15 protein-coding genes and 1 tRNA gene are annotated in these 18,352 nt (G+C 40.8%); 14 read left to right on the top strand and 2 right to left on the bottom strand.

Annotation, left to right across the window (positions count from 1 at the left end; translation table 11 throughout):
• The first annotated feature begins 122 nt into the window (after positions 1-122).
• From ACPBEH_RS06175 to ACPBEH_RS06155, 5 genes are all read left to right on the top strand, one after another.
• Positions 123-1,664, top strand: a complete 1,542-nt coding sequence (locus ACPBEH_RS06175) for a UDP-N-acetylmuramoyl-L-alanyl-D-glutamate--2,6-diaminopimelate ligase (RefSeq protein ID WP_424348592.1) — start codon at positions 123-125, stop codon at positions 1,662-1,664.
• Positions 1,665-1,687: 23 nt separating this feature from the next.
• Positions 1,688-2,308 (top strand): hypothetical protein, encoded by a 621-nt coding sequence (locus ACPBEH_RS06170; RefSeq protein WP_056947326.1) that lies wholly within the window; start codon positions 1,688-1,690, stop codon positions 2,306-2,308.
• Between the two features lie 149 nt (positions 2,309-2,457).
• The gene (locus ACPBEH_RS06165; protein WP_416614207.1) at positions 2,458-3,345 is read left to right on the top strand and encodes a metal ABC transporter solute-binding protein, Zn/Mn family; all 888 of its coding nucleotides are present in this window, start codon (positions 2,458-2,460) and stop codon (positions 3,343-3,345) included.
• Positions 3,342-4,022: a metal ABC transporter ATP-binding protein gene (locus tag ACPBEH_RS06160; protein WP_424348591.1), complete on the top strand. Its 681-nt coding sequence runs from the start codon at positions 3,342-3,344 to the stop codon at positions 4,020-4,022. The genes ACPBEH_RS06165 and ACPBEH_RS06160 overlap by 4 nt, the downstream gene beginning before the upstream one ends.
• A gap of 34 nt (positions 4,023-4,056) precedes the next feature.
• Positions 4,057-4,833: a metal ABC transporter permease gene (locus ACPBEH_RS06155; protein WP_011373994.1), complete on the top strand. Its 777-nt coding sequence runs from the start codon at positions 4,057-4,059 to the stop codon at positions 4,831-4,833.
• Between the two features lie 36 nt (positions 4,834-4,869).
• Here ACPBEH_RS06155 and pepF read toward each other — a convergent pair whose 3' ends face one another.
• Positions 4,870-6,669: an oligoendopeptidase F gene (pepF, locus tag ACPBEH_RS06150; RefSeq protein ID WP_424350055.1), complete on the bottom strand. Its 1,800-nt coding sequence runs from the start codon at positions 6,667-6,669 to the stop codon at positions 4,870-4,872.
• Positions 6,670-6,868: 199 nt separating this feature from the next.
• Here pepF and ACPBEH_RS06145 point away from each other — a divergent pair, with 199 nt between their 5' ends.
• From ACPBEH_RS06145 to ACPBEH_RS06110, 8 genes are all read left to right on the top strand, one after another.
• The gene (locus ACPBEH_RS06145) at positions 6,869-8,059 is read left to right on the top strand and encodes an LCP family protein (RefSeq protein ID WP_424348590.1); all 1,191 of its coding nucleotides are present in this window, start codon (positions 6,869-6,871) and stop codon (positions 8,057-8,059) included.
• 144 nt (positions 8,060-8,203) lie between these two features.
• On the top strand, positions 8,204-9,439 hold the full coding sequence (locus tag ACPBEH_RS06140; protein ID WP_056947341.1) for a NupC/NupG family nucleoside CNT transporter: 1,236 nt from the start codon (positions 8,204-8,206) through the stop codon (positions 9,437-9,439).
• 100 nt (positions 9,440-9,539) lie between these two features.
• Positions 9,540-9,611: transfer RNA gene (locus ACPBEH_RS06135), tRNA-Gln, on the top strand.
• 132 nt (positions 9,612-9,743) lie between these two features.
• A complete protein-coding gene (locus ACPBEH_RS06130; protein ID WP_056947344.1) occupies positions 9,744-10,475 on the top strand; it encodes a GntR family transcriptional regulator in 732 nt (243 codons plus the stop codon).
• Positions 10,476-10,649: 174 nt separating this feature from the next.
• A complete protein-coding gene (locus tag ACPBEH_RS06125) occupies positions 10,650-13,013 on the top strand; it encodes a phosphoketolase family protein (protein ID WP_424348589.1) in 2,364 nt (787 codons plus the stop codon).
• 134 nt (positions 13,014-13,147) lie between these two features.
• Entirely contained in the window at positions 13,148-14,635 is a 1,488-nt protein-coding gene (gene gltX, locus ACPBEH_RS06120) for a glutamate--tRNA ligase (protein WP_076631976.1), read from the top strand.
• A 134-nt stretch (positions 14,636-14,769) separates the two neighbouring features.
• A complete protein-coding gene (locus ACPBEH_RS06115; RefSeq protein ID WP_424348588.1) occupies positions 14,770-15,792 on the top strand; it encodes a PfkB family carbohydrate kinase in 1,023 nt (340 codons plus the stop codon).
• A 71-nt stretch (positions 15,793-15,863) separates the two neighbouring features.
• Positions 15,864-16,634 carry a (S)-acetoin forming diacetyl reductase gene (locus tag ACPBEH_RS06110; RefSeq protein ID WP_424348587.1) on the top strand — a complete coding sequence of 257 codons (771 nt, stop codon included), beginning with the start codon at positions 15,864-15,866 and terminating at the stop codon, positions 16,632-16,634.
• Between the two features lie 51 nt (positions 16,635-16,685).
• On the opposite strand, the gene ACPBEH_RS06105 is transcribed toward ACPBEH_RS06110, so the two are convergent.
• Complete coding sequence (locus ACPBEH_RS06105; protein WP_011374003.1) at positions 16,686-16,997, bottom strand: helix-turn-helix domain-containing protein; 312 nt, start codon at positions 16,995-16,997, stop codon at positions 16,686-16,688.
• A gap of 208 nt (positions 16,998-17,205) precedes the next feature.
• Here ACPBEH_RS06105 and ACPBEH_RS06100 point away from each other — a divergent pair, with 208 nt between their 5' ends.
• Positions 17,206-18,351: a hypothetical protein gene (locus ACPBEH_RS06100; protein WP_424348586.1), complete on the top strand. Its 1,146-nt coding sequence runs from the start codon at positions 17,206-17,208 to the stop codon at positions 18,349-18,351.
• Position 18,352: the final 1 nt, after the last annotated feature.

Here is an 18,352-nt window from a genome sequence, read left to right as displayed (position 1 = left end):
ATCGATCGTTTAAGCATTCTTTTTTTAGTGATAATAACGCCGATTTGTCAGCATTATTCAATCGGTTTAGGCTTGAATATGCTATAATTAAACCAATTCATAATGAGTCTAGGAGGACGAAAATGGCTTTAACATTGGATGCATGTACATTAATTTTAAAAGAGCATCATTTACTAAAAAGTGTAGCCCTCAACGGGGATTCAAACTTGAATATGACAGGGATTGCCTATGATTCACGTAAGGTGACAGCAGATACCCTCTTTTTCTGTAAAGGAAACTTCCGCCCCGTATTCTTAACGAACGCTAAAGAAGCGGGTGCGGTCACTTACGTTGCAGAACAACCAATTGTTGAAGGCAACGGGATGAACGCGTTAATCGTGACGAATGTGCAAAAGGCGATGGCTGTCTTGTCAGCTGCCTTTTACGATTATCCACAAGACGACCTCTTCATCGTGGCGTACACGGGGACTAAGGGGAAGACGACTGCTTCTTACTTTACACAATCAATCTTACAAGAGGCCACTAGCCAAAAAACAGCGCTCTTTTCAACAATCGATCGGGTACTGGGGCCTAAACCTGAGGATCGTTTTAAGTCAGATTTAACGACGCCTGAAAGTTTGGACTTGTTCCACGATATGCGCCAGGCTGTTGAAAACGGCATGACGCACTTGGTAATGGAAGTATCATCACAAGCCTATAAGAAAAATCGGGTTTACGGTTTAACATTTGATGTTGGCTTCTTCTTGAACATTTCACCAGATCATGTTGGTCCTAATGAACATCCTAACTTTGAAGATTACTTACACTGTAAATTGCAATTACTCGTTAATTCACGGCACTGTGTGATTAACGCGCAAACACAAAACTTCGGTGATGTGTACGCTGCAGCGACAACGACAACTGAACCAGAAAATATCTACTTATTTGCGGACACGAGTTATCAACCAGCACAACCGGTGGACATTGATTTCCGCTTTGAAAATCAAGCCATGACCTTAGCTGAAAGTCGCTTTAAAGTGACGGCTGTTTCTAAAAAAGCGATTCAATTAGGCGTTTCTGGAGATTATCAATTACGGCTGATTGGCGATTTTAACGAAAGTAATGCGACGGCGGCCATTATTGGTGCAGCCTTAGGCGGTGCTGATTTAATCGCTGCCCAACAAGGTATTCGTCGTTTGCAGATTCCAGGCCGGATGGAAACCCTAGCGGTTGAAGGTCATGGTCAAGTTTACGTGGATTACGCCCACAATTACGCTAGCATGAAGGCACTATTGAGCTTCCTTCAAAAGGAATACAATCAACCTAAGTTACTAGTGGTTGTTGGGAGTCCTGGCGATAAGGGGGTTTCAAGACGGGCTGGTTTTGCGCAAGTCTTAAACGAATATGCAGATCGCGCGATTTTAACGACCGATGATCCGGGTTATGAAGATCCAGCTGCCATTGCGGCGGAAATTTTAGCCGGTATCGATCAAGATAAGGTTGCCACGACGGTTGAAATTGATCGTGCAACAGCGATTAAACAAGCTATCGAAGAAAGCCAACCAGGGGACATTGTTGTATTGGCTGCTAAAGGGGCGGATGCCTATCAGAAGGTGCGTGGTGTCGATACACCTTACCCAACTGATATGGTGATTGCCAAACAAGTGGCACAATACTTAAGCTAAAAAAAGAATGTGGAGGGTTTATGATGAAAAAATCAGTTGTAATGAGTACGGTGTTAGTTTCAGGATTGTTATTATTGAGTGCTTGCGGTCAAAAGCAAGAAGCAAAGAGCTCATCTTCATCTGAATCAAAAGTGACAAGTGTTAAAAAGACAAGTCATTCAAAGAAAGCACAAAGTCAATCGTCAGAAGAATCTGTTTCAGAATCAACAAGTGATTCTGAAGTGACGAGCCAAAGTAGTCAAACACCAAGTGCAACTGATTCGACATCAGCAGGCAGTCAATCCGCTTCAACGCAAATTAGTCAAGCAACAACTAGTCAAAGTAGTCAAACGAGTCAATCGCAGGGCACACAGAGTCAAAGTGCGCAACAATCAAGCGCACAGTCATCGGCTAATAGCCAATCATCAGCAACGACTAACCAACCACAAACAAGTCAACCAACAACTGTGGATGGCAATCAAGCGATTCGCTTAGTCATGCAACAAGTTGGTCAAACACAAGCGCATTTATCTTACTTAAATAACGGGTTGATTACACGTAATGCACAACAAGGTTATTTAATTAATTGCTACGCCCCTAACGAAGATTCACCTCGGGCAGGCTATTTTGTAACCCAAGACGGTCAGGTTGAACAAATTTGGTAATCGACTAATAGGAGTTGAGACAGAAATTATTTTGTCGCAATTCCTATTTTTTGATGACGTTCTTTTCTGAAAAAGATTGACAAACGGGCGGACTCCTGTAAAATAATTCAAGTAAAGCGTAACTATTACGATTTAAAAAGGAGAAAGAGATGAATAAAAAACGATTGGGCATAGTCGCTCTTTTATTAATGGTCGCAATGGTGATTGCCGGTTGTGGTCAGACTAAACAGACCACCAAAGGCATTCAGGTGGTCTCGTCACTAGATTTCTACGGTGAAGCTGCGAAAGCGGTCTTAGGCAAGCACGGGCAAGTAACGTCAATTATTAACAGCCCTAGTTTAGATCCCCATTCATACGAACCAACAACTCAAGATGCTAAGAAGGTTGCACAAGCCGATGTTGTGATTGAAAATGGTCTGGGCTATGACCAGTGGTTATCCAAGGTGGCAGCCAGTTCGGATTCAGATCAGCAAACAATGATCACGGTCAATAAACTAATGAAACGAACAGATGGCGACAATGAACATTTATGGTATGATTTAGAGACCATGCCAACACTCACTAAACAATTAATCACGCGTTTTAGTAAGATTGATCCAGCGCATAAAGCTGATTTTCAAAAGAACGGTCAAGCTTACTTGAAGAAATTAGCGGGTTTGAAAACACAATTGGCAGGGCTCAAGGCGCAAGCTAAGGGCCAAAAAGTGGCGGTCAGTGAACCAGTCTTCGATTATGCGTTGAAAGAAATGGGTTATCAAGTTGCTAACCAACATTTTGCTAAAGCTATCGAAGACGGTACGGATCCATCACCACAAGATATCGACGCTATGCGTCAACTCATTAAAAAACATCAAATTGCCTTTTTAGTTGTTAACAAGCAAGAAGAAAGTCGGACGATTAAAGAGATGCACCAATTAGCAACGAAGGAAAAAGTGCCAGTTGTTCAGGTGACAGAAACACTACCAGCTAAACAAACCTATTTAACTTGGATGCAGCAGCAATTTGATGCAGTAGGAAAGGCTCAAAACGTAAAATGACAGAATTAGTAAGTGCCAAAAATTTAGGAATGACCTTCAGTAATCGTCAGGTTCTAAAGGGTCTTAATTTTAAAATTGAACGTGGTAGCATGACGAGTTTGATTGGCCCTAACGGTGTTGGCAAAACAACCCTCGTGCGAATCTTAATCGGTAGTTTGCAACCGACCGCCGGCGAGTTGACTTTTTCGCCAGACAAGCAAAGTTTAAATATTGGGTACGTGCCGCAATTTCGGAATTTAGAAGCGGAATATCCGCTCTCTATTCGGAGCTTTGTCAGCCTTAATCAATTAACCAAGCATCTGCCTTGGCATACGAAGTCAGAGCGCCAAGCGTTAGATAAGATTTTGGCCCAGACGCATTTAACGGCCCTTCAAAAAACAACGGTTGGCAATGCTTCTGGTGGCGAAAAACAAAAGGCGTACCTCGCGCAAGCTTTAATCAGTGAACCGGATCTCTTGATTCTAGATGAATCAACAGCCAGTTTGGATATTGAAACTAAAGAAGAAGTGATGGCGCTAGTGGCAGAGCTAAATCGTCTGCATGGCTTAACCGTGATTTTTGTCACTCATGATTTAGATTTAGCGCGTAAGTATACGGATCAATATTTATTCTTGAAGCGCGGTCAATACGAAATGGGGCCAATGAGTCAATTAGACCCTAACCTAGAATTAGATTAAAGCGGAGGACGGTTGAGTGTTAACTTTTGATTTTATGCGGCATGCGTTTGTCGCCAGTACGTTTATTGCAATTACATGTGGTTTAATCGGGGTCTTTGTTGTCGCTAGAAATATGTCATTTTTAGCGCATACGCTTGCCGAGATTGGCTTTGCGGGTGCTTCGTTTGGTGTCTTCTTAGGTATCGCACCGCTAAACGGGATGTTATTGTTCACAATGATTAGCTCGATTACAATTGGCCAGATGAGTGCCAAGGAATCAAGACGAGAAGCGTCGATTAGTGCGATTTCAAGTTTGTTTGTTGGTCTAGGCATTTTATTCTTGTCGTTATCTAACCGCAATGCGAGTTACGCAACAAATATCTTATTTGGTTCAATTATCGGGATCAGTTTAACGGATGTTTACCAGTTAATTACGTTGTCAGCAGTCATTGTGGTTGGCATCTTACTCTTTTACCGCTACTTGGTCTTTGATTCATACGATTCAATTGGCGCCCAAGCACAAGGATTAAAAACCAATTGGTTATCGATTTATTTCCTAATCCTCTTGGCTATTAGTGTTAGTATCGCGGCCCAAATCGTGGGTTCGTTATTAGTCTTTATCCTAGTGACCTTACCAGCCTTTATTGCAAAATATCTTGCGAAGAGTGTACCGGCGATGTTGGCAGTTTCTGTCGGAGCGGCTTTATTAGGCGTTTGGTTAGGTTTGTGGTTAGGGTATATTACCAATTGGCCAGTGACCTTCTTCATCGCAACGCTAGAATTTATCTTTTACTTTATTGCACTTTTATATCATCAACATGTTAGTCATTAAAAAAAGTCTGGCCACTGGCCAGACTTTTTTTAATAGTTACATATCAGCAAGTAATGCTTCTAATTGATCGAGGCGTTGTTCAAAAACATCAAAGGCGCGTTCAAGATAATCGGCGTTCGTCATATCCACACCGGCTTTTTGCATTGTTTCAATTGGGTAACTAGCACTCCCGTTTTTGAGGTAGGTCAGATAATTGTCGAGTGCACCCGGTTGGTTCGTGGTGATTTGATCAGCGAGGGTTGTCGCAGCGGCAAAACCAGTTGCATATTGATAAACGTAATAGTTCATGTAAAAATGGGGAATCCGAGCCCATTCTAAGGCAATTTGAGGATCTTTGGCGACGGCATCGCCATAGTAGCGAGCGTTTAAGTCAGCGTAGTAAGTTGACATGAAGTCAGCCGTTAGAGGGGTTCCATTGGCTGCTGCATCGTGAATATAGTGTTCGAATTCGGCAAATTGTGTTTGACGGAAGACAGTCCCTTTGAAACCATCAAGGTAGTAGTTCAACAAGTAGGCTTGAACTTTGGGATCTTTTTGGGTCTTCAAAAGATATTCAGTAAGCAGGTTTTCATTCGTTGTTGACGCAATTTCAGCGACGAAGATTGGATAATCGCCATAAACGTAAGGTTGATTGTGACGTGTTAAATAACTGTGGACACTGTGGCCAGTTTCGTGGACCAGTGTGTATAAGTTGTTAAGATCGTCTTGCCAATTCAAGAGAATGAACGGATTGGTATCGTAAGCACCACCAGAGTAAGCGCCGCTGCGCTTGCCTTTGTTTTCAACGACATCAATTTGCCGTTGATCGAAGATTTGGTCCACAATTGGGGTGTATTCAGGCCCTAAGACGGCTAATGCTTCGCGCGCTGTTGCTTGTGCTTGTGGATAAGTGTAGCTCAAAGCGGGTTTGCCTAAAAGTGGTGTGTATAAGTCATACATATGCAATTGCGGTAATGCTAATTGCTTTTGACGTAATTTAACATAACGATGCAATAATGGCAGATGTTTGTTTACTTGGTCGACTAAGGTTGTGTAGACTGATTCGGGGATGGCTTTAGGCGAGAGGGCTGCTTGGCGTGCACTGTCATAGTGATGGACTTGAGCGAGGTAGTTGTGCCTTTTGATTTCAGTCGCAAGGGTTGTCGCAAACGTATTTTTGAATTGATCGTAAGTGCTGTAGAGTGCTTCGAAGACATCTTGGCGAACCTGACGATTGGTTGATTGTAATAGTTGGCTATAAAGTCCGTTTGATAATTGATGCGTTTGGCCGGTTTCATCGACAACGTCTGGGAATTGAATATCTGAGTTATCCAAAACACTGAAGGTTTGACTAGCAGCACCAAAGATATCGCCAGCAGCGGCAATTAGGGCTTCTTCTTGACCTGATAAGACATGTTCGCGGCTATCAGTGATAGTCTGGATAAAATGTTGATAACTTTTAAGTGCTGGCTCATTGGTCTGCCAGTCAGTTAATTGGTCAACGGGAATTTCGAGGATAGCGGGTTCTAAAAAGGCGGCCGCCGCTGAAACGTCAGCTGCTAAAGCATCGACCTGAGCTTGATAACCTTGATAAGTGGTATTAGTTGTATCCTGATCGTTTTTCATGCTAGCGTAAACGTAGACCGTTTCTAACTGTCTAAAGAGCGTTAGCACTTGTTCAATCGTTGTTACGAGTTGATCAGCCGTTTTAAACGGTTGGTTGTATTGTTCAAGTGCTGGTAGTGCCTGTTTGAGCGTTGCGACAGCTACTTCGAAATCTGAGTCGCTTTTGAAAATGGTACTGAGGTCCCAGGTTAAGTTTTCAGGGACTTCAGAGCGTGTGGGTAATTTGTGAATTGCCATAATAAACCTCCATGAAATATGAATAATTAAACATATTCTAGCATATTTCAACGATAATTAAGCCGTGAAACCTTTCAGAATAAATATTAAAATTGTATAACTTTTCTTAAAAATGATTGTTTGCTTTGATAATTCGTCTATAATGACAACATACATAACATTCGCGCTAGTATAACGTAGAAGGGAATCATTTATGCAGAATTCTAACTTTTTTGGTTCAAGAGAAGATAAATATAAAAAGAGTAAACGTCACCGGAAATTAAAAATATTCTTATTAATCATTGCCATTATTGCTTTTTCAGGTGGTGCGTATGCGATGCGGGTCAGTAGCCAGTTGAAGTCTGCAGCCGATAAAATCAATAAATCGGAAGCCGCTTCTAAGGCGATTAAAAATAAAAAGGCCTTTTCAATCTTATTGCTAGGTGTTGATACCGGTGCTGAAGGTCGAATTGACAAAGGTAATTCAGATACAATGATTGTTGCAACCGTCAATCCTAAAAAAGAACAAGTGAAGCTAGTCAGCATTCCGCGGGATACTTTAGCTGAGTTACAAGGGACTAAGACGTTTAATATGCAAAAAATCAATGCAGCTTATAATGTCGGTGGTTCTAAAATGGCTAAAAAAACTGTTGAGAAGATGTTTGATGTCCCTATCGATTATTATGTAACGATTAATATGGGGGCATTATCTAAAATTGTTGATGCCGTTGGTGGCGTTGATGTCAACGTACCGTTTTCATTTAAAAGTAACGGGAGTACCTTCACTAAAGGGAAGATGCATTTAAACGGGAAAAAGGCTTTAGACTATTCTCGAATGAGATATGAGGATCCAGATGGTGATTATGGTCGTCAAAAGCGGCAACGCCAAGTCATTACATCTCTAGTTGGTTCAGCTATTTCTTTTAAATCATTAACTAATTTTGAATCAATACTGAAAACATTAGAAGATAGTGTTGCGACTGATTTAAGCTTTGATGATATGGTTGCTATGCAGTCTAATTATCGTTCAACAGCTAAAAATATTACCTCTGATTACCTCAAGGGGCGCAATGCAACAATCGAGGGTTCTTCATACCAAGTGCCAACAACCAGTGAAATTCAACGCGTGTCAGATGTTTTACGGACGTCACTTGGATTAGAGAAAACGAATATTGATAATGCAGAAACAAAACAAAATGCGTTAAACACGAACTTTACGACAACGGAATATCAAGATGAATTTACGATTTATCCAGAAAGTGTCCTAAAAGATGGCACGACAACCAGTGAAGCCGCCAGCACAACAACCACCCAAGATAATACGACCCAATATTCCCAAAGTGCACCACAGTCAAACTGGCAACAGCCCCAACAGGAGCAGTCTCAGTGGCAAAGTAGTTACTAAGATAGTTTGATAAAATAATAGTCAAAAACAGCGTCATCAAGTTTACTTGATGACGCTGTTTTTGTTATAACCAGTTTACTTTTAGTGCCGATAACGGTATTATTTGTAATGGTACAAAAAGACAAACAAAGGATGTGGCGGAACGTGTATTTGCTTGTAAATGTGATAGGGTTATTAGTTTTTATTGGAGTCGGCTTTCTTTTTTCAAAGAAAAAGAAGGATATCGATTGGCGCTCAGTTTTAATTATGTTAGTGATTAACCTTGTATTAGCTTGGTTCTTAACAAGTTTTTCAGTTGGTCGGGACATCGTTTTAGGTGCTGCCAACGGGTTTAATTGGCTCGTTCAAGTTGCTTACACGGGGATTGCATTCGCATTGCCAAGTTGGGTAAATGTTAAACAGATGGATTTCGTAGCCAGTGTGTTACTCCCCATCCTAATGATTATTCCATTATTTGATATCTTAACTTATATCGGTGTCTTACCATGGATTATCAAATGGTTAGGTCGTGGTTTAGCTAAAATCACGGGACAACCTAAGTTCGAATCATTTTTCGCAGTTGAAATGATGTTTTTAGGGAATACAGAAGCATTAGCTGTTTCAAGCTTACAATTGAAACAAATGAAGGCAGAACGGACATTGACGCTTGCGATGATGTCAATGAGTTGTGTGACGGCTTCAATTATCGGGGCTTACACACAAATGATGCCAGGACAATTTATCTTAACCGCTATTCCGGTCAATATTATTAACGCTATTATTGTGACCAACATTTTAAATCCGGTTAAAGTGACACCAGAAGAAGACACAATCGCCAAAATGGGTGGTAGTGGTTCAGCAATTGGTGAAGAAGAAGCCGCTGACGGTAAGATTGAACGCGAACCATTCTTCTCATTCTTAGGGGATTCAATTTTAAATGCCGGTAAATTAGTTTTAATCATCACAGCTAACGTCATCGCCTTTGTTGCTTTGGCAGCGTTGATTGATAAAGTATTACAATTATTTAACCCTTGGATTACCCTTGAACATCTTCTAGGAATCGTGATGTTCCCATTTGCCTGGTTGATGGGCTTAGATGTCAGCCACGCCTTTGAATTTGCACAATATATGGGCACGAAGTTAGTGACGAACGAATTCGTTGTCATGGGTAAAGTTCAAAATTCAATCACAACTTTTGCACCACATTATCAAGCAGTTTTAACCGTTTTTGTCACATCATTTGCCAACTTCTCAACAGTCGGCATGATCATCGGCGCCTTCAAGGGCTTAGTTGATCGTGAAAAGAATGATATGATTGCTAAAAACGTCGGCTACATGCTCTTATCTGGGATTTTGGTCTCATTACTCTCTGCCGCAACGGTTGGTTTGTTCGTTTGGTAGAAAAAATAACAAAAAAACTGGATTTAGTAGTGACAAATTCAGCATAAAATAGTATTATAGTAGGGTGCTATTGCGAAGTTGCAATAACATCATACTTTATTGGGCTATGGCCAAGCGGTAAGGCAACAGGTTTTGATCCTGTCATGCGCTGGTTCGAATCCAGCTAGCCCAACTCAAGAATCGTTGAAGAAGTGTTAAGTAGATAACTATTTAACACTTTTTTTGTACGCTAAAAAAAGTAGACGCCCGGACAGAATCCTGTATAATGAGGCAGGAACTAAAAAGGACTTAAAAGGAGTTTGGCATGGCTGATTTAGTTTATCAAACAATTATTGCAGATTTAAAAAAGGCAATTAATGCGGGTGCTTATCCCAGCATGAAATTACCCGACGAAAGAACGTTGACGGAACATTATCAGGTTAGTCGTAGTTCGGTGAAGCGGGCGTTAAACGTTATGGCTAATCAAGGTATCATTTTTAAGAAACGCGGTTCAGGCACCTTTATTAATCCTTTATATTTAAAGAGTGGTTCATTTTTTAATTACAGCGGCTCTAATCTAGGGGTTACCGATAGCTTTAAGGCTGGCGATCGAAAACCGGGGATTAAATTATTAGACTTCCAAGTCATCAAGCCCAGTGCAGAATTGCAACGGGACTTATTTTTGGAACCAGATGATTTTGTATACGAAATTAAGCGACTCCGGTTGTTTGATGACGAACCATTCATGATTGAAACCGGCTTTATCCCCATCAAGATTATGCCGGGACTGACTGAAAAGATTATTTCTGGGTCAATTTTTAATTATTTAGAAACGGAAAAAAATCAAGAAGTGACGCGCGCCTTTTTATCCATTTTTGCTGAACCTTCTACGCAAGATGATCAAGACAAGCTGCAACTAAAGCCAACTGAACCCGTGGGTATCATGGAAGGCATCTTCTTTTTGGATGATGGCACGCCATTTGAATTTTCAACAATGCGACTTCATTATCAGTACATGAAATACAATACTTTTGTTTCAGTCAGCGGTCGGGAATAGACCGTTATTTTTATCTTTTCAAAATTGGTACGACCCAATATAATAAATGGTTGACTTTTAGTTTTTATCTAGTATGATAAGTATGTAAGCAGAAACATAAAAGTTGCAAATCACGCAACTTATTCATAAAGTGAACCTATCAGAAGCTTTTTTAAAAAAAGGAGTGCTATTACGATGACAGATTATTCAAGTAAAGAATACCTTGCTAAAGTTGATGCATTTTGGCGAGCAGCTAACTATATCTCAGTAGGCCAATTATATTTAAAAGACAATCCATTGTTACAACGTCCCTTAGAAGAAAAAGACGTTAAAGTTAAACCAATCGGACACTGGGGCACAATCTCAGGCCAAAACTTCTTATACGCACATTTAAACCGTGCTATTAACAAGTATGACTTGAACATGTTCTACGTTGAAGGCCCAGGTCACGGTGGCCAAGTCATGGTTTCAAATTCATACCTAGACGGTAGTTATACAGAAATCTATCCAGAAATTTCTCAAGATGTTGAAGGAATGAAGAAATTATTCAAACAATTCTCATTCCCAGGTGGCGTTGCTTCTCATGCTGCTCCTGAAACACCTGGTTCAATCCACGAAGGTGGCGAACTTGGTTATTCATTATCACACGGTGTTGGTGCAATTTTAGACAACCCAGACGTCATCGCAGCTGTTGTTGTTGGTGATGGGGAAGCTGAAACTGGCCCATTGGCTGCATCATGGTTATCAAGCACATTTATCAATCCTAAAAATGATGGTGCTGTCTTGCCAATCTTGAACTTAAATGGTTTCAAGATTTCTAACCCAACAATCCTTTCACGTAAGAGTGACGAAGAATTAACAAAATACTTCGAAGGTAATGGTTGGGAACCAATCTTTGTTGAAGGCGACGATCCTGAAAAAATGCACCCAGCAACTGCTGCTGCAATGGATGAAGCCATCGAAAAAATCCAAGCGATTCAAAAAGCTGCTCGCGAAAACGGCGATACATCACGTCCAGTATGGCCAATGATTGTCTTCCGCGCTCCTAAAGGCTGGACAGGTCCTAAGACATGGGATGGCGTACCAATTGAAAATTCATTCCGTGCACATCAAATTCCAGTGCCAATTGATAGCACTGACATGCAACATGCCGATGCATTAGTTGATTGGATGAAGTCATATCGTCCAGAAGAATTATTTACAGCTGAAGGTCAATTAAAACCTGAAATCGCTGCAATGGCACCTAAGGGCGACAAACGAATGGCTGCTAACCCAATTACAAATGGTGGGATTGATCCTAAACCACTTCGCTTGCCAGATTACCGTGACTACGCTGTGGATAACACAGAACATGGTAAAGTTGTTGCGCAAGACATGATCGTTTTAGGTGAATATGTCCGCGATATTATTAAAGACAATGATCAAAACAAAAACTTCAGAATCTTTGGCCCTGACGAAACAATGTCAAACCGTTTGAACCACATCTTTGATGTGACAAACCGTCAATGGATGGAACCAATCAAAGAACCAAATGATCAATTCATGGCAACAGAAGGCCGTGTCCTTGATTCACAATTATCAGAACATCAAGCTGAAGGCTGGTTAGAAGGCTATGTCTTAACAGGTCGTCACGGCTTCTTCGCAAGTTACGAATCATTCTTGCGCGTTGTGGATTCAATGTTAACACAACACTTCAAGTGGTTAAGAAAAGCAGACGAACAAGCATGGCGTAATAAGTATCCTTCATTGAACGTGATTGCAACTTCAACTGTTTTCCAACAAGATCACAATGGTTACACTCACCAAGATCCAGGTGTCTTAACACACTTAGCTGAAAAGAAACCTGAATTCATCCGTGAATACTTACCAGCTGATGCCAACACATTATTGGCAACAATGAATACTGTCTTCCAAAGCCAAGAAAAGATTAACTTAGTGATTGCTTCAAAACACCCACGTCAACAATGGTTCTCAATTGATGAAGCAACTGTCTTAGTTAAAAACGGCTTGAAGATTATTGATTGGGCAAGTACAGATCAAGATGCTGAACCAGACGTTGTGATTGCAGCTGCTGGGACAGAACCAACACTTGAAAGTTTGGCTGCTATCTCAATCTTGCACAAACAATATCCTGACATGAAGATTCGTTTCATTAACGTTGTTGATCTATTGAAACTTCGTTCACCTAAAGTGGATCCTCGTGGCTTAACAGATGAAGAATTTGATATGTACTTTACAAAAGACAAACCAGTTGTCTTCGCTTTCCATGGTTTCGAAGGCTTAGTGCGTGACATCTTCTTCGACCGTCACAACCATAACCTCCATGTTCATGGCTATCGTGAAAATGGTGATATCACAACACCATTCGACATGCGTGTCTTGAACCAAATGGATCGTTACAACTTATCTAAAGAAGTCGCAATTGACGTGCTTGGTGACCAAGCTGGCCAATTCGCACAATCAATGGATGATATGGTTGCTAAACACAACCAATACATTCGTGATGAAGGTACTGATTTACCTGAAGTTGAAGAATGGCAATGGACACCACTCCGTTAATTTAGTGGAAAAAAACAGATTGGGGCAACCCAATCTGTTTTTTTATGGATTCCTAGTGACTGAGCCTTTATTTTTAGGGTTAATAACGGTAAACTAGAAGACAAGTATAATTTTAGAAAGAGGCGTTTTTATTTATGGCAAAGAACAAAATCCGTGTACGATATGCACCAAGTCCAACTGGGCATTTGCACATTGGGAATGCTAGAACCGCATTATTTAACTACTTATTTGCACGTCACAATAAGGGAACTTTCGTTATCCGGATCGAAGATACAGATACGAAAAGAAACATTGCAGACGGTGAAAACAGTCAGTTAGATAACTTAAAATGGTTAGGCATGGATTGGGATGAAGGTCCAGACAAACCTGGTAACTATGGTCCTTACCGCCAATCAGAACGTCGTGAAATCTATACACCCCTTATTCAAGAATTAGTTGAAAAGGGTCTTGCTTACGAATCATATAAAACAGAAGATGAATTAACGGCAGAACGTGAAGCACAAAAAGCTGCTGGTGAAGCACCTCGTTATGTTTACGAATACGAAGGTATGAGCGAAGCAGAAATCAAAGCGAGCCAAGAAGCTGCTAAAGCAAAAGGCTTGCAACCAGTTGTTCGTCTTCGTTTACCTAAAGATCACGTTTATAAGTTTGATGACATCGTTAAAGGTGAAATCAGCTTTGAATCAGATCGTTTAGGTGGCGACTTTGTCATCATGAAACGTGACGGCATGCCAACTTATAACTTTGCCGTTGTCGTTGATGATCATTTGATGGAAATCACACACGTTTTACGTGGGGACGATCATATCGCCAACACACCAAAACAATTGGCCGTTTACGAAGCCTTTGGCTGGGAACCACCAATTTTTGGTCACATGACATTAATCATCAATACTGAAACAGGTAAGAAACTAAGTAAACGTGATGAATCTGTGCTTCAATTTATCGAACAATATCGCGAATTGGGTTACCTACCAGAAGCAATGTTTAACTTTATTGCTTTATTAGGTTGGTCACCAGTTGGCGAAAGCGAATTGTTTAACCGTCAAGAATTCATCAAACAATTTGATCCAAAACGTTTGAGCAAATCGCCTGCTAGTTTCGATCAAAAGAAACTCGAATGGGTAAATAACCAATACGTTAAACAATCAGATCCTAACAAGATCATGGATCTTTCATTGGACAGCTTGATTAAAGCGGGTAAAATCGCCGAAAATCCTGATAGCAAGACTATCGAATGGGCGCGTCATTTGATCGCGTTATACCAAGATCAAATGAGTTACACAGCTCAAATCGTTGAAATGTCAGATGTCTTCTTCGAAGAACCTGAACAATTAGATGCAGAAGCGCTTGAAGAATTAAATAACGAAACAGCACCGGTTGTTTTGAAGGAATTCAGCGAACGCTTGAAAGATTTGACATTATTCACAGCACCACGGATTATGCAAATTATCAAAGGCATCCAAAAAGATACGAAGATCAAAGGTCGTCTATTGTACATGCCAATTCGGATTGCAACGACGCGCGAAATGCATGGCCCATCATTACCAGATTCAATCGAATTACTAGGTAAAGATCGTGTCTTAGCACATCTTGAAAAAACATTAGCCGAAATTAAATAAAGAAAAAGTGTCACGGATAATTAATCTGTGACACTTTTTTTGTATCGGATATTAAGATTTTACAAGCACTTGATGTAACCCCTTACATTTAGCTGTATACTAGAAATCAAATAGCGTCAGTAGGGGGATTTAGGATGAAAGTTTTAACTTTTGGTGAATTGTTAATGCGTTTGAAGACGCCGGGGAATCAACGTTTATTACAAGCGGATAGTTTCGAAGCTTCATATGGTGGTGCAGAAGCGAACGTCGCTGTTTCGTTGGCACTTTTAGGGGATCAGGTCGCTTATTTAACGAAGCTGCCGGAGAATCTATTAGGGCAAAAGGGTATGCAAACTTTGCGGGGATACGGTGTTGATACGACTAAGATTCAATACGGTGATGGCCGCTTGGGCTTATATTTCTTTGAAAAAGGTGCCAGTGTTCGTTCAACTAATGTTGTTTATGATCGGGCACATAGTAGTTTTGCGACAATGACCGCTAGTGAATTCGATTGGGCAACGATTTTTGAAGATATTGATTATTTCTATTTCTCAGGGATTACACCCGCTATTTCGGCTGAATTGGCGCAAGCAGCCGAGGCAGCTTGCCAATATTGTCAAGCACACGATATTCCAGTAGTTTGTGATTTAAACTATCGTGGGAAGTTATGGTCACCAGAACAGGCACAAGCAACGATTAAACGCTTAATGCCGTATGTCACAATTTGTATTGCTCATGATGAAGACTTTGAAGCAACACTCGGAATTCAAGCCTTTGATGGCGATGAGAGTCATGGCATCGCGCAAAAAGAATCCTTCAAAGCAGCAATGCAACAAGTACGGCAAATTTTCCCTAACTGCCAAATGGTTGCCAGCATTTTACGAAATATTCGTTCCGTCGAAGATAGCGAATGGTTAGCATTGTTATTGAAAGATGATCAATTCTTTGAAACGGGCACTTATCAAATGCACGTTATGGAAGGAGTCGCTGCAGGAGATGCTTTTGGCGCAGGCTTAATGCATGGGTTATTAAATAACTTTACGCCTGATAAAATGTTGCAATTCGGATTAGCGGCTAGTGTGGCCAAATTGACAATTGCCGGCGACTTTAATTTAATGAGTGAAGCAGAAATTGAAGCGATCGCACAAAGTGGTGGCGGTGCCCGCTTATCGCGATAAATGATAGATAGCGCTGTCATTGTAACCGTTTTAATTGTATAATTAACTTATACAATTAGGAGGTACTGATTATGACAAAAAAAGTAGCGTTTATTACAGGTGCAGCACAAGGAATTGGTAAAGCAATCGCACAGCGTCTTTCAAACGACGGTTTTGCAGTTGCCATCGCTGATTTCAATTTAGAAGGTGCCCAAGCAGTTGCAGCTGAAATTAACGAAACGGGCCGGGCTATCGCAGTTAAGGTTGACGTTTCTGATCGTGATCAAGTATTTGCAGCAGTTGAAACAACGGTTGCTGAACTGGGTGGGTTAGATGTTGTTGTGAATAACGCAGGTGTTGGCCCAACAACCCCAATCGAAACTATTACACCGGAACAATTTGAAAAAGTATATGCGATTAATGTCGGTAGTGTTTACTGGGGTATTCAAGCAGCTGTTAAAGCCTTCAGAGACCTTGGCCATGGTGGTAAAATTATCAATGCTTCGTCACAAGCTGGGCAAGTCGGTAATCCAGAACTTGCTTTATATGGTGGCACTAAATTTGCGATTCGGGGGATTACGCAAACCGCAGCCCGTGATTTAGCTGACCAAGGGATTACGGTTAACGCTTATTGCCCAGGGATCGTTAAAACACCAATGATGATGGACATCGCACATAAAGTTGGTCAAAATGCGGGCAAGGATGATGAATGGGGCATGCAACAATTTGCCAAAGACATCACGCTGGGCCGCTTATCAGAACCAGAAGATGTGGCAGCTTGTGTTGCTTATTTGGCTGGACCAGATTCTAACTATATGACTGGCCAAGCTTTAATTATCGATGGCGGCATGGTTTTTAATTAAAGATATTAAAAAAAGGCACGTACAAGCTGACTTGTACGTGTCTTTTTTAGGTTAGAGTTGAATGATTTTTAAAAGTGCAGCCGATACTTCTTCACGCTTATCTTCAGGGAGTTGTGTTAGGTAATGTACCAACTTTAAGGTTTGAGCACCTGATAGTGCTGGATCGCCAAAAAAGTCAATTAGCTCAATCCCCAATGCTTCGGCGATATCGTTGAGTTTTTTGATTTTTAAGTTATCAACTTCACCGCGTTCAATCCGAGAAATAAAGCTGTAAGAACTGCCAGATTTCTCGGCCAGTTCTTCAATGGTTAGCCCTAGTTGCTTACGGTGTTCGCGAATCATCTGACTAATTGTATCTAGCATTCGGTAAGCTCCTATCATGATTATCTAACCTTAACGATAGAGGTTTGTTTAAACTGTTAAAAGAGCTGGAAAGCTACGTTTTTATAAAAAAAGTAGCAATAATGATTCGTTAACGGTATAATACAATTATTAATTATCAGATTTTAAGCAGGGGACTGTCAATTTTAAGAACTGGTGGTTAAAAATGATATTGGGGGATATTAATCATATGAAACGACAATGGTTACTTTTTTGGGGGCTTGCACTGGGGCTGATACTTTTTCTGAGCGGGTGTGGGGCGCATTCATTATTGGACGGTGCCCAATTTAACTACGAGGGCTACAACGGACATGGGTCAGCTGAATTGACGAAGGCTAGTGAGTTGGCGGTCTTTAAAAAAGTTGCCCTTTATGAAGGGCATGAAGCCAAAATTAGTAAAAAGGTTATGACTGCGTTTGTCAATAATGCCGGGAGCGTCTCAGATTTGGAAGACGGCAATGGCTTTAATAACTTATCGCTCGAACAAAAAGATATGGCAGGTATCAGCGATTATCTTTCGCATATGAGTCGAACGGTCCTCAATGGTGAGATGGCCAGTGGCTTGAAGAACGGTCAAAAATTTAAAGTGACATTGACTGACAAATCGGACCAACCCTACTTTAAAGAGGTTACGAAAACTTTTAAAGCGAAGGGATTGGGTAAACAAACAAGAATTACGACTTTTAAGCGAAGTGATTTTACTAAGAAGTATACGGGTACCAACCATCATGCGATGATTCAGATTTTGTATACTGCACATGGGCGTCACGAGAATGTGACTGATTTGTTTGTAAAAGAAAATAAAAATATTAGCAATGGCGATCGGTTTACGGCAACAGCTGCAGCGCTCGCTAAAGCATTAAACGATGGCGGTCAGTATTTGTACAGTGGTCAAAAGAATCAAACAGTGACTTTTAAAATGGCCGGATTGCCAGCAGATCAAATCACAATTAAAAACATTAAAGCAATTGATCAAGCGGTGAAGAAACAATCCGCTGCTCAAATAGCAGAATATGGGGCCACTAACCATTTAAATCCGCAAGAGGGACAGTTAGTCCACGCGTTATTGGTTAACGGGCAGCGGTCACTTAGCCTCTATTATCAAATGGGGAATAAATACTTAAGATTCGATTTTAATGTGCGGGTTAAAAAGCACGTGCTCTATGAAGGTGATAAAGAAGAAGATGGTAGTCGCAAGCGTTTAGAAGATAGTTTGCGAATTGCAGTGAGTGATCTAAAAGAAAATTTCACTATTACCGGTGAACCATTTGTAGATAAAACGACCTATCAAACCGATATACAAGGGTACGATATCGTTAAAATAAAAATAGATTAAT

This window comes from Latilactobacillus parasakei, assembly GCF_049674265.1.
In the GTDB taxonomy this organism is placed as follows: domain Bacteria; phylum Bacillota; class Bacilli; order Lactobacillales; family Lactobacillaceae; genus Latilactobacillus; species Latilactobacillus sakei.
Note: the sequence above shows the minus strand (reverse complement) of the source record. Positions and strands in the feature narration are given on the sequence as shown.

Bases quoted from the DNA above. Each gene is read 5' to 3' on its own strand.
- ACPBEH_RS06175 (WP_424348592.1), top strand. From the start codon at position 123: ATGGCTTTAACATTGGATGCATGTACATTAATTTTAAAAGAGCATCAT.
- ACPBEH_RS06170 (WP_056947326.1), top strand. From the start codon at position 1,688: ATGAAAAAATCAGTTGTAATGAGTACGGTGTTAGTTTCAGGATTGTTA.
- ACPBEH_RS06165 (WP_416614207.1), top strand. From the start codon at position 2,458: ATGAATAAAAAACGATTGGGCATAGTCGCTCTTTTATTAATGGTCGCA.
- ACPBEH_RS06160 (WP_424348591.1), top strand. From the start codon at position 3,342: ATGACAGAATTAGTAAGTGCCAAAAATTTAGGAATGACCTTCAGTAAT.
- ACPBEH_RS06155 (WP_011373994.1), top strand. From the start codon at position 4,057: ATGCGGCATGCGTTTGTCGCCAGTACGTTTATTGCAATTACATGTGGT.
- ACPBEH_RS06145 (WP_424348590.1), top strand. From the start codon at position 6,869: ATGCAGAATTCTAACTTTTTTGGTTCAAGAGAAGATAAATATAAAAAG.
- ACPBEH_RS06130 (WP_056947344.1), top strand. From the start codon at position 9,744: ATGGCTGATTTAGTTTATCAAACAATTATTGCAGATTTAAAAAAGGCA.
- ACPBEH_RS06125 (WP_424348589.1), top strand. From the start codon at position 10,650: ATGACAGATTATTCAAGTAAAGAATACCTTGCTAAAGTTGATGCATTT.
- gltX (WP_076631976.1), top strand. From the start codon at position 13,148: ATGGCAAAGAACAAAATCCGTGTACGATATGCACCAAGTCCAACTGGG.
- ACPBEH_RS06115 (WP_424348588.1), top strand. From the start codon at position 14,770: ATGAAAGTTTTAACTTTTGGTGAATTGTTAATGCGTTTGAAGACGCCG.
- ACPBEH_RS06110 (WP_424348587.1), top strand. From the start codon at position 15,864: ATGACAAAAAAAGTAGCGTTTATTACAGGTGCAGCACAAGGAATTGGT.
- ACPBEH_RS06105 (WP_011374003.1), bottom strand. From the start codon at position 16,997: ATGCTAGATACAATTAGTCAGATGATTCGCGAACACCGTAAGCAACTA.
- ACPBEH_RS06100 (WP_424348586.1), top strand. From the start codon at position 17,206: ATGAAACGACAATGGTTACTTTTTTGGGGGCTTGCACTGGGGCTGATA.